The 10,822-nt window shown below is 62.3% G+C and carries 9 protein-coding genes; 5 read left to right on the top strand and 4 right to left on the bottom strand.

All coding sequences use genetic code 11. The features are described from left to right. Positions 1 to 61 precede the first annotated feature (61 nt). Both ACVCNR_RS20470 and ACVCNR_RS20465 read right to left on the bottom strand, forming a co-directional pair. On the bottom strand, positions 62 to 1,627 hold the full coding sequence (locus ACVCNR_RS20470) for an ABC transporter substrate-binding protein (protein ID WP_447076263.1): 1,566 nt from the start codon (positions 1,625 to 1,627) through the stop codon (positions 62 to 64). Positions 1,628 to 1,876: 249 nt separating this feature from the next. Continuing rightward, positions 1,877 to 3,034, bottom strand: coding sequence for an osmoprotectant NAGGN system M42 family peptidase (locus ACVCNR_RS20465; RefSeq protein WP_354193580.1), 1,158 nt, complete (start codon positions 3,032 to 3,034; stop codon positions 1,877 to 1,879). Between the two features lie 395 nt (positions 3,035 to 3,429). On the opposite strand from ACVCNR_RS20465, the gene ACVCNR_RS20460 reads away from it, so the two are divergent. The 5 genes from ACVCNR_RS20460 (at position 3,430) to ACVCNR_RS20440 (ending at position 8,749) form a co-directional block, all read left to right on the top strand. Next, positions 3,430 to 4,593, top strand: coding sequence for a mandelate racemase/muconate lactonizing enzyme family protein (locus ACVCNR_RS20460; RefSeq protein ID WP_354193581.1), 1,164 nt, complete (start codon positions 3,430 to 3,432; stop codon positions 4,591 to 4,593). Positions 4,594 to 4,657: 64 nt separating this feature from the next. Then, positions 4,658 to 5,605 carry a Bug family tripartite tricarboxylate transporter substrate binding protein gene (locus ACVCNR_RS20455; protein ID WP_354193582.1) on the top strand — a complete coding sequence of 316 codons (948 nt, stop codon included), beginning with the start codon at positions 4,658 to 4,660 and terminating at the stop codon, positions 5,603 to 5,605. A gap of 93 nt (positions 5,606 to 5,698) precedes the next feature. Continuing rightward, positions 5,699 to 6,187: a tripartite tricarboxylate transporter TctB family protein gene (locus tag ACVCNR_RS20450; RefSeq protein ID WP_447076262.1), complete on the top strand. Its 489-nt coding sequence runs from the start codon at positions 5,699 to 5,701 to the stop codon at positions 6,185 to 6,187. 10 nt (positions 6,188 to 6,197) lie between these two features. Next, positions 6,198 to 7,697: a tripartite tricarboxylate transporter permease gene (locus ACVCNR_RS20445; RefSeq protein ID WP_354193584.1), complete on the top strand. Its 1,500-nt coding sequence runs from the start codon at positions 6,198 to 6,200 to the stop codon at positions 7,695 to 7,697. 119 nt (positions 7,698 to 7,816) lie between these two features. Next, positions 7,817 to 8,749 carry a LysR family transcriptional regulator gene (locus tag ACVCNR_RS20440; RefSeq protein WP_447076261.1) on the top strand — a complete coding sequence of 311 codons (933 nt, stop codon included), beginning with the start codon at positions 7,817 to 7,819 and terminating at the stop codon, positions 8,747 to 8,749. 67 nt (positions 8,750 to 8,816) lie between these two features. Here the strand turns inward: ACVCNR_RS20440 and ACVCNR_RS20435 are convergent, their stop codons facing one another. Next, on the bottom strand, positions 8,817 to 9,641 hold the full coding sequence (locus ACVCNR_RS20435) for an aldo/keto reductase (RefSeq protein ID WP_447076260.1): 825 nt from the start codon (positions 9,639 to 9,641) through the stop codon (positions 8,817 to 8,819). A gap of 13 nt (positions 9,642 to 9,654) precedes the next feature. Next, on the bottom strand, positions 9,655 to 10,806 hold the full coding sequence (locus ACVCNR_RS20430) for a LacI family DNA-binding transcriptional regulator (protein WP_447076259.1): 1,152 nt from the start codon (positions 10,804 to 10,806) through the stop codon (positions 9,655 to 9,657). Positions 10,807 to 10,822 lie beyond the last annotated feature (16 nt).

Raw genomic sequence — 10,822 nt, 5'->3', positions numbered from 1 at the left:
GGAGTTTCCTTGGCTGGCGCCGCCGGCAGTCGGGGGCCGGCGGCTGGTTGAGGGGGCGGCTCTACTGCTTGGCCACGGCACGCAAGTCGAGCAGGAACGAGGGTTGCAACTGAAAGTCCTGAACGCCCGCGGTCGTCACGGCGTTCTGCTTCCAGTTGGCGACGAACAGCCAGGGTGCATCCTCGTGCACGATCTGCTGGATCTCTCCGTAGAGCTTGCCCCGTTCGGCCTGGTCCGTCGCTTTACGCGCCTTTTCCAGCAGCTCGTCGACCTTCGGGTTGGAATAGTAGCCCGAGTTGAACCCGCCCTTGTCGGGCATGGCATCCGTGCGCAAGGTGAGATAGGGCACGGTGTCCGGGTCGTTTGTCATCCAGGCCATCTCGGCCATGTCGGCCTTGCCCTCCAACCCCGGATTGACGCGGCCGAGGAAGGTGTTCCACTCGTAGGTCTCGATCTTCACCGCGAAGCCGACGGCCTGCAGGTCCGCCTGGATCGCCGCGCCCATGGTGATCGGATCGAGCATGCCGGAACCGCCCTCGGTGACATAGAAGGTCAACTGCGGCTTCTCGGCGCCCGCTTCGGCCAACAGCGCCTTGGCCTTTTCCGGATCGTAAGGATAGGGTTCAACCGCGCTCTCCACCCAGTTGAAGGCCGGCGGGATAGGCCCCGCCGCAACCGTCGCCGTGCCCTGCAGCACGTCATTGACGAGCGTTTCCTTGTTCACCGCGTAGTTCGCGGCTTGCCGCACCCGCTTGTCGGCGAACGGCCCGCTCTTGGCATTGAGGATGGCGAACCAGACATGCGGGCCGGCCTGTTCGGCCACCGTGAAATTGGCGTCCTGCTTGAAGGTGGCGAGATTGTCCGGCGGAACCTCGACCATGACATCGATGCCGCCGGCCATCATTTCGGCAACGCGCGTATTGGCGTCGGTGATCGGGCGGAAGACGACGGCTTCCAGATTCGCCGTACCGCCCCAGTAGTCAGGGTTGCGGTCGATCACGACACGCTGATTCGACAACCATTCGACGAATTTGAACGGACCGGTGCCGGAGGGGTGGCGGCCATAGTCCTTGCCGTATTGCTCCACGGCGGCCGGCGAGACGATCAGCCCGGTCGGATAGGCAAGGTTGGAGAGGAATGGCGCGAAGGCTTCCTTCAGCTTGAACTCGACCGTGTGCGGATCGACTACGTTTACCGCCTCGATCGACGAAAAGTTGAAGGAGAGGGGAAATGGCCCGGTGTCGTAGAACGGGTGGTCCTCACGAAGCATGCGGTCGAAGTTGAATTTCACCGCGTCGGCATCGAAATCGGAGCCGTCATGGAACTTCACGCCCTGGCGCAGCTTGAACGTGTAGGTTCTGCCATCCTCGGAAATGTCCCAGCTCTCGGCAAGGGCCGGCTCGACTTCGAGCGTACCGTCCTTGAAGCGGACGAGGCCGTCATAGACATTGACGAGGATGCGGAAGTCGTTCGTCGCCGTCACCGTATGGGGATCGAGAGACTGCGGCTCGGCGATCTGCCCGACAACCAGAACGCCCGGGGGAGTCTGCGCGGCGACGGGGGAAATCATGCTGCCTGCAAGGGCGATTGCGACCGCTGCAACAGCGCTCCGAAACAGCCTCTTCATGGGGAAGATCCTTTCGATTTGGCATCTTTCGTATGGAATATTTATTCGTATAAATTATGTTGAGTCAATAATTTATCATTATAAAATTAGATGACAGCGGCTTTCCGCGCCTCTTGCCCCGATGGATGAGCTCGATTGTCCGAGCCTGCGGAGGCATCTCCAGTCAAAGCGCGCGGCCGTGCCGCGTCCGCGATTTCGGCGGACAAGAAGCCGGAGCGTTTTGCCATTCGAGGGAGAAGCGGAACGGCCCTAGGACCGGGCCTGTTCGTCGGCCTTGAGGTCCTGCTTGGCCTCGTGAACCTTCTGGTGCGTGAAGCCACGCAGGCCCGAGACTTCCTCGGCATCGCGCTCGATCTGCACTTCGCTTGCCACATAGTGGATCGTCAGGCGCGCGAGCGAGATCAGCGCCTGAAGGTGGATGCGTTCATAACCGTGCGACCCATCGACACCAAAGGTGAGGAGGGCGGTGCGCACGTCGTGCCCGGCCTCGACGGCGGAAGCGGCGTCGGAGCGATAATGGCGAAAGACATCCTTCTGAACCTGGATGGCGTGCTCGCCACAAAGCTCGTGAAGCTTCTTCGACAGATGATAGTCGAAGGGGCCGGTCTGGTCGGCCATGGCAAGCGTTACGCCAAACTCCTGCGAATTCTGGCCGGTTGCGGTCGTACCGTTATCGATGGCAACGAGCGAGGCGATCTCCGGCACCAGCACCGCCGAAGCCCCGACGCCGACCTCCTCGCCGATGGTGAAGAGCCAGTAGGTGTCGACGGGCGTTTCGATCTTCGCGCGCTGCATCGCTTCGAGTGCCGCCAGCATGACCGCGACGCCCGCCTTGTCGTCCAGGTGGCGGGAGACGATGAAGCCGTTGTCGAGAAATTCCGGCTGTGGATCGATGGCGACGATGTCGCCGACGTCGATGCCGAGCTGGAGGAGATCGTCACGCTGGTGCGTCAAGGCATCTACGCGCAATTCCACATGAGGCCAGCCCACCGGCTGCGTATCGACCTCTTCGTTGAACGTGTGCCCCGATGCCTTCAGCGGGAGGATGGTTCCGCGATAGGTGCCCCTGGAGGAAAAGATCGAGGCGCGGGCCCCCTCGGCAAAGCGCGCCGACCAGTGGCCGATGGAGACCAGCTCCAGCCGGCCGTTCTCCTTCAGTGCCTTGACCTGCGCGCCCAGCGTATCGAGATGGGAGACGATGCCGCGCGCTGGTCGCTGGGCAGCCCCTGGCCTCAATGCGCGGATTGCGCCGCGGCGGGTGAGCTTGACCTCGAGGCCGAGACGTTCGAGTTCGCGCGCCGTATAGCGCACCGCTTCGTCGGTGAAGCCGGTCGGGCTCGGGATGTCGAGCAGGGCTTTCAGGCGGCTGGTCAGATAATCGGGGTCGATCGTCCGCGGATTCTGCATGCGGGTCTTGTCGCAATCAGCGCCCCCGGCGTCAAGCAGCCGGAGGGAAAGGGCGGCATGCCCTGGTGAGCCGGCTTGGGTGACATTGTTTTTGTCACGCATTGCCACCGCAGCGATTCGGGATCGGTGCCACCGCTTTCAGTACGATCACCTGATCCATTCTTCAGCGTTTCCGCCGGTGGGCGATCAAAATCACCGCTGGCCTTTGCAGAGGCTTGCGATGCCACATCGGATGGAGGCCTCGTTCTCCGGATCGTGTTCAGTGGCGCCGGGCCATATGGGCGCTCTGCATATCTCTTGCACGGCGCGAATTTCATCAGAAAACCTGATCAATCTGAAAGATTAACTCGATTTTCTGGCAGCACGATATCGGTATTCTCCTGCGCAGGAGACACATGATGCTGAATGAAACCATGCTTTACAGGACTTCTGTCGCCGCCCCGCGGCAGAAGATTGCGCGAATCTCGATCCATGATCTGAAGGGCATCCCGATCACACCACCGCCCTTTCGCGATCGCCCCAGCACCGAGGGCGCGCTTCTTCTGGAAATGGAGACCAATGATGGCGTCATCGGCTGGTCAACGAGCGGTTACACCCATCCCGTGGCGATCGACCTGATCGAAAAATACCTTGCGCCTCGCATCATCGAGGAAGGCGTTGATCCTTTCCGCACCGATCGGATACCCCAGCTTTTCGACCGCCACACCTGGGAGCGCCCGCTGGGTCGCGTGCTGGTCTCGGCGATGGCGATGATCGATATCGCCTGCTGGGACATCAAGGGGAAGACGACCGGCCGCCCGGTGCATCACCTGATCGGCGGCGCTCGCGATCGCGTGCCGGTCTATATCACCCATGGGGCGGCCTATGACGGCGCGCCGGTCTACAGCCGCGAGGAGTTGGCGGCGGAAGCAGCCCACCTCGTTTCGCTGGGCTACACTCACCTGAAGAACACCGTCGGCAGGCAGGCGATCCCCGATCCCGTCGACGACTATTATCGCATGGCGGCGATGCGCGAGGCGGTCGGTCCCGATGTGAAGCTTTCCATGGATGGAAATCTGCGCATGTCGCTTCCCGATGCCGTACGCCTGTGCAAGCTCTGCGAGGAACTCGACATCACCTTCATCGAGGAGCCCGTGCATTATAACGAGCCGCGCAATCTGGCGCATCTGCGCAGCCAGACCCGCATCCGCGTGGCCGCGGCCGAAAACGAGCACTACAAGGCACGCGATTATCTGGAGGCAGGGGCCGTCGACTATCTGCAGCCCAACATCAACAATGACGGCGGGTTGACTGCAAGCCTCAGGATCGCCGCGCAGGCCCACGCCTACAATGTGCCGCTCAGCCACGGCAACGGCAATGGCCCTCACAACATCGCGCTGCATGCAGGCGTTCTGAACGGCGGCCTTGTGGAATACCACTTCCACAAGTGGATGACCTACAACGCGCTGTTCGAGGATGTTCCGCAGCCCGACAAAGGTTGGTTGAACGTCTCGCAGGAGCCCGGCTTCGGTCTGGAGCCGAAAGCCGGGCTCATCGAGGAGTACAAACGCAACAAGTAGTGTATTGAGCCAGCCGGTGGCGCGCAGGTTCCGCCGGCAGAAGCAATTTTTTGGGAGGTAAAGGATGCTGAAGCGCGTTTCCACATTTGCAGTCGCACTCGCCGCCTGTGGCGTCTTCGCCACGGCCGCTATCGCCGCCGATTATCCGGAGCGGGACGTCACGCTGATCGTGCAATCCTCGCCCGGCGGCGGTTCGGATATCATCGCCCGGACCATCGCGGGCATCGTCAACGACGGGAAGCTGAGCCCCACCCAGATGCTGGTGGAGAACAAGCCCGGGGGCGGCGGCGCCATCGCCTACAATTACGTGGCCCAGCGCAAGGGCGACGCCTACGTCATGGGCACCATCGCCACGAGCTTCTTCGTGGCACCTCTGATGGGTCAGTCACCCGCCAAGGTGGAGGACTTCCAGCCCATCGCCGTCATTGCCGGCGATCCCTTCATTCTCGTCGCGGAAGCCAAGTCGGGCATTGCGACGCTGGACGACGTCAAGGCAAGGAAAACGCTGCGTATCGGCAATACCGGCCCCGTGACCGATCCGGCACTTCTGGCGGTTTCGCTCGGCAACGAACTCGGCGTGGAAGTGCGTCCGGTTCCCTTCAATGGCGATGGCGAAGTGACCACCGCGCTCCTCGGCGGCCATATCGACCTGCAATTCGGCAATGCGTCGGAAGTCATGTCGCAGATCGAGGCCGGCCGTGTGAAACCGATCGCCGTGACCTCTCCGGAAAGGCTCGCATCGCTGCCGGACGTGCCGACCTTCAAGGAGCTTGGTTCGAATATCGAGCTGATGCTCTATCGCGGCGTGGTGATGCCGAAGGACGTGCCGGAAGAGGCGGTCGCGTTCTGGCAGGACGTGATGAAGAAAGTTTCCGAAAGCGATACCTGGAAAACCCAGTATGTGGAGCGGAACAACTCCGTGCCACTTTATTGGGATGCGGAGGAGTTCGCGGCGAAAATCCCCGAGATCAGCAAGCTTTACGCCGATTACCTCAAGACCATCGAAAAATAGCCCGTCCGGGCGTTCCGAAAAACCGACGGCTGGCCCTGCCGGTCGTCGGCTTCCGGAGCACATCGTCGTATCGTGAGAATTGGGAGGATGCGAATGCGGACGCCTACGGCCGAGAAACTGTTCACGTCGCTTTTTGCCGTTTTTGCCGTCTTCGTCGTCTGGCAATCCTGGCGCTACGAGATCTTTTCGAGCACCATTACCGGGCCGGGCTTCTTTCCGGCAATCGCGGGCGCACTCATGCTGGTCAGCACCGGCGCCTCGCTTTTTTCGCAGAAGAAGACCGCCAAAAGCGGGCATGATACGGAAGGAGCGGGGAATGCCACCGAACCCGGAATTCGCGTCGAAATGCTTCGCGTGGTCCTGCTTGTCGGGCTTACCGCGCTGTTCATCGTGGCTGCTCCCATCGTGGGCATGGTCGCGCTCACCCCCTTCTATGTCTTCGCCTGCTTCCTGTCGCTGACGCCCGATTTCAGGCCCGTGCGCCTTGCCATCGGCGTGGCGACGGCAATCACCTTCACGGTGCTGGCATGGGCGATCTTTGACAGAGCCCTCGGCGTTCCGATGCCGCGCGGGCTGTTCTGAGGAAACCGGGATGGAAATCTTCTCCGACCTCTTCCAGGGCCTGTCGGTCGCCCTGAGCGGGCCGATGCTGCTGGCGACCCTGCTGGGTGTTCTGCTCGGCCTTGCCATCGGCGTGTTGCCGGCAATGGGGCCGCCGGCCGCCCTTGCGATCCTGCTTCCCATCGTCGTGTCGTTCCCGCCGGCGGTGGCCGTCGCCGGGCTTGCCGGCGTCTATTACGGCGCGATGTATGGCGGCGCGGTCACCTCGATCCTGCTCGGCATTCCCGGCGAAAGCGCGGCCATGATGACCACGCTGGACGGCTATCCGATGGCGAAGAAGGGCGAGGCGGGGCGGGCGCTGGGCATCGCGACCTTCGCCTCCTTCGTTGGCGGTTTCGTCGCCATCTTCCTGTTCACCGCCATTGCCGCGCCCTTCGCGGAGTTCGCCCTGCGCTTCGGGCCCATCGAGATGACGGCCCTCATGGTCATGACACTGATCTTCTCCACCTCCCTGGGCGGGGAAGACAGGGCGAAGGGCTTTGCGGCCCTCGGCTTCGGCCTGTGGCTGGGCTGCATCGGGCTCGACATCGTCAGCGGATCGCCGCGCTTCAATTTCGGAACCTTCGAATTGCTGGAGGGCATCGAATTCACCGTCATCGCCATCGGCATGTACGGCGTGGGCGAAATCCTCGCGAGCGTCAATGAAACCGCGCCCAAGGTCGCGCGGACGCGCTATTCGCTGAGGGCGCTTCTTCCGCGAGCGAGCGATATGATCACGACATGGAAGGATCTGGGCGTCGGCTCGATCATCGGCTTCGTCGTCGGCGTTCTGCCCGGCGCTGGGGCGACGGCGGCCACCATCTTCTCCTATTCCTTCTCGAAGAAGATTTCGCGCCATCCTGAAAAATTCGGGCAGGGCACGCCGGAAGGCATCGCCTCTCCCGAGGCCGCCAACAATTCGGCTTCCTATGCCGCCATGATCCCTCTCTTCACCCTTGGCATACCGGGTTCGGGAACCACAGCGATCATGCTCGGCGGGCTGCTGATGCTGGGCCTCCAGCCCGGGCCGCTGCTGTTCGAGCAGAACCCCGATTTCGTCTGGCCAGTGATCGGCACCTTCTACACCGGCAATCTGATGCTGGTGGTGCTGACGATCCTGCTGACGCCGCTGCTCGCCTCGCTGGTCTTCATCCCCGCCGCCTATCTCTTTCCCATCGTGATGGGGATCGTCGTCTACGGCGTGTTCAGCGTGAACTATTCCTTCTTCGATCTTGGCATGGCGATGGGCTTCGGCGTGCTCGGGTATCTTTTCCGCAAGTTCGGTTACCCCTCCGTGCCGGTACTTCTCGGATTGGTGCTCGGACCTATTCTGGAACAGAATGTGCGGCGTTCCCTCATCATGTCGGATGGCGATGTCGGCATCTTCGCCAGCAGCGCAATCTCGATCGTCTTCCTGCTGCTTTCCGTCGGGCTTCTGCTCCTTCCGCTGTTCAAATGGGCCAAGGACCGGTTGAGGAAGGCTAGCGCCTGAGTGCGGGCATTTCCGGTGAAAGGCGCGCCCCGCTTGATGGCAGGGCGCGCCATGTCTATGAGGGGGTCGGCCAGGCAGTTCACGTCTGGCGGCGGCCAGACCACTCATCCGGAGCGACTATGATCAGACCCCGGACCGTTCAGGATCTCACCCACGTCAATCTCAAGCTGATCAACACCTTCGTCTGTGTTGCCGAGTTTGGCTCCTTTCACGCGGCCGCCAAGGCGCTCGGCCGCTCCCAGTCCGCAATATCGATGCAGGTTCGGGAACTCGAAACGCAGCTTGGCGTCATGCTTTTCCTGCGCACGACACGCCATCTCGAACTGACAGCAGCCGGCAAGATGCTGCTGGATCAGGCGCGCGTGTCGATCTCGGCTCTTTCAACGACGTTTCGCCATATCCACGAGGACATCGACTTCAGGCGCGGCCATGTTCGCGTCGCCTGCTCACCGACCTATGCGGCGGCGCGCCTTCCCTATGTCATCAAGACTTTCAAGGACGCCTTTCCCGATGTGAAGGTTTCCATCGGGGAATATAAATCAGCGGAAATCCTGAACGCGCTGAAGCAGGACAAGGCGGATTTCGGCGTCGGCCCCGCGCTTTCCGACCCCCAGATGAATTTCGAGCAAGGCCGCGCCGAGCCGCTGCTGGCTGTCGTTCCCGACGATTGGATCGACACCGGTGAGGATACGGAAACGATTGCGCTGGATGTTGTGCTAAGGCACCCCCTGGTGATGTTCTACCCGAATACGGTGGTTCACCAGATCATTTCCAAAGCGGCGGAAGAACGGGGATTGTCCTTTACCGTGGAATATTCCTGCATACAGGGCGAAACGCTGCTTGCCTTTGCAAATGCCGGTCTTGGCATCGCCGTTCTCACTGCCTCGATCGCCGATCTTTCCCGTGTCAGGAATTGCAGGATCCTGCAAATCGTCGAACCCGAATTGCACAGGCGTTTCACCATGATCACCCGCAAGGGGACCCTGTTGCCTCCGGCCGCGAAACATCTTTATGGCCTGATCGCGCAAGACATTACCGACCGGTTGGCGTGAACCGCCATCATACGTTTAACCGGATGTCCGCATCTTCGCGGCGGGCACCTCGAAATGGGTGGCGAACTCAGGGGCGATCCCAGTCCGGCGAAAAGTCATAGTCGCAGATGCGGCGGTTCCGGGCCCGCAAAGCGCCGATCTCGTCCATCTCCGTCTCGGAAAGGGCGAAGTCGAAGATGGCGATGTTCTCGGCCAGCCGCTCCCGTCGCGTGGTGCGCGGTATGGCGCCGATACCCTTTTGCTGGACGTGCCAGCGCAGCACGATTTGCGCCGGCGTGCGCCCATGGCGGGCGGCGGCCTGCAGGACGGCCGGCTCCTCGAACAACGGCCCGCCGCGATAGATCGGGCAGTAGGACACCATGGCCATCCCGGCCGCCCGGCATGCAGCAAGAACCTTCTCCTGGTCGAGATAGGGGTGATATTCCACCTGGTTGCAGATGAGCGGGGCGTCGGACAGGGCCACCGCCTCGGCCATCAGGGCCGTGGTGAAGTTGGCGAGGCCGATGTGGCGTGTGAGGCCTCTGTCGTGCACCCTGTTCAGGGCTTCGACGGTCTCCTTCAGGGCGATCTTTGGATTGGGCCAGTGGATGAGCAGCAGGTCGACATGGTCGAGCCCCAGCCGGCGCAGGCTGGCCTCGGCCGAGCGCTCGAAATCGGCCGCCGCCAGGTCGGTCCACCACACCTTGGTGGCGACGAACATGTCCTCGCGGGCGACCGAGGAGGCACGCAACCCGGCGCCGACGGCTTCCTCATTGTCGTATTTCGCGGCGGTGTCGATATAGCGATAGCCCGCGGCCAAAGCCTGTTCGACCAGTTCGCTGCACTGGTCGCCCTTCAGCGTCCAGGTGCCAAAGCCAAGCGCCGGAATGACGGTGCCGCCGATCATCTGCATGGTGTTCCTCCGCCTATTGGCGCTTCATATCCTGGGCAGCGTCAAGCACTGCATCCTCGCTTCGGGCCTGCTCGCCGGTCTGCTCCCATGCCAGCGCAGCTTCCCGAATGGCGGTAATGCGGGCCGGCGACGGCGGTGTCAATGCGGTCTGCCGCACCTTGAAATCGAGCGGAACCATGACGCGTTCTGCCGGTGCGTTGCGGTCGGCGATCCGGCGCAGCAGGAGCCTTACCGCCTCGCGGCCGATGTCCTCGCAGGAAATCCGTTGCGTGGTGAGCGCAGGGCGCCAGAGCCCGGCTTCGGCAACATCGTCGTAGCCGGTGATGGATACGTCCTGCCCAATCTTCAAACCCAGGTTCTGCACGGCGAGCATGGCGCCGAACGCGGTAACGTCATTGAAGCAGGCCGCCGCAGTCGGCGGGTCGGCCAGTTGCAACAGTCGGATCAGGCTGTTGTGGGCATCCACGCGCGTCGGCGGGCAGGGGATGATCAGTTGCGGATCGGGCGTGATACCGGCCTCGCGCAGCCCTGCCAGATATCCCTCCAGCCGCTCGCGGCCGGTCGAGATCATCTTGTTGGCTCCCACCAGCGCGATGCGGCGATGGCCGAGCGACAGCAGATAGCGGGTGTGATGAAGCATACCGGCGAAATTGTCGCCACCGACGTAGTCGACCTCGATCCCGGCCAGGTTTCTGGAGAACAGCACGCAAGGCAGCCGCCATTGCTGCAGGCGAGCGATCAGCTCGGGGTCGGTTCCTTGCGCCGGTGACATGATGATTCCGTCGACATTGTACTCACGCACCGTGTCGACGAAGTTGCGCTGCAGTTCCGGCGAATCGCGCGTATCGCCGAGGAAGGCGACGAGCCGGTGGTTGATCAGCTCGCGCTGGATCGCCGCGACGATTTCCGCAAAGTAGGGATTGGTAATGTCGTGCACGACCAGCCCCACGATATGGGTGCTGTCGGTGCGCAGGCTGGCAGCCCCGCGATTGTAGACATAGCCCAGAGCCTCGGCGTGCTGGAGCACATGCTGGCGGGTCCGCTCCGGTATTGTGGGGCTGTTGCGCAGCACCAGCGAAACAGTGGCGCGCGATACGCCGGCTGCCTGCGCTATGTCGCTCAGTGTGATGCGGCCCGTCGGGCGTGCGCCTTCCGATATGCTCATGGTATCCTGCGGTTTG

It is taken from the genome of Aquamicrobium terrae (genome assembly GCF_052978165.1).
This window is presented reverse-complemented; position numbering and strand designations above follow the sequence as displayed.

What these genes read in the sequence shown, in the direction of transcription:
- ACVCNR_RS20470 (WP_447076263.1), bottom strand. Translation starts at nt 1,627, where the DNA reads ATGAAGAGGCTGTTTCGGAGCGCTGTTGCAGCGGTCGCAATCGCCCTT.
- ACVCNR_RS20465 (WP_354193580.1), bottom strand. Translation starts at nt 3,034, where the DNA reads ATGCAGAATCCGCGGACGATCGACCCCGATTATCTGACCAGCCGCCTG.
- ACVCNR_RS20460 (WP_354193581.1), top strand. Translation starts at nt 3,430, where the DNA reads ATGATGCTGAATGAAACCATGCTTTACAGGACTTCTGTCGCCGCCCCG.
- ACVCNR_RS20455 (WP_354193582.1), top strand. Translation starts at nt 4,658, where the DNA reads ATGCTGAAGCGCGTTTCCACATTTGCAGTCGCACTCGCCGCCTGTGGC.
- ACVCNR_RS20450 (WP_447076262.1), top strand. Translation starts at nt 5,699, where the DNA reads ATGCGGACGCCTACGGCCGAGAAACTGTTCACGTCGCTTTTTGCCGTT.
- ACVCNR_RS20445 (WP_354193584.1), top strand. Translation starts at nt 6,198, where the DNA reads ATGGAAATCTTCTCCGACCTCTTCCAGGGCCTGTCGGTCGCCCTGAGC.
- ACVCNR_RS20440 (WP_447076261.1), top strand. Translation starts at nt 7,817, where the DNA reads ATGATCAGACCCCGGACCGTTCAGGATCTCACCCACGTCAATCTCAAG.
- ACVCNR_RS20435 (WP_447076260.1), bottom strand. Translation starts at nt 9,641, where the DNA reads ATGCAGATGATCGGCGGCACCGTCATTCCGGCGCTTGGCTTTGGCACC.
- ACVCNR_RS20430 (WP_447076259.1), bottom strand. Translation starts at nt 10,806, where the DNA reads ATGAGCATATCGGAAGGCGCACGCCCGACGGGCCGCATCACACTGAGC.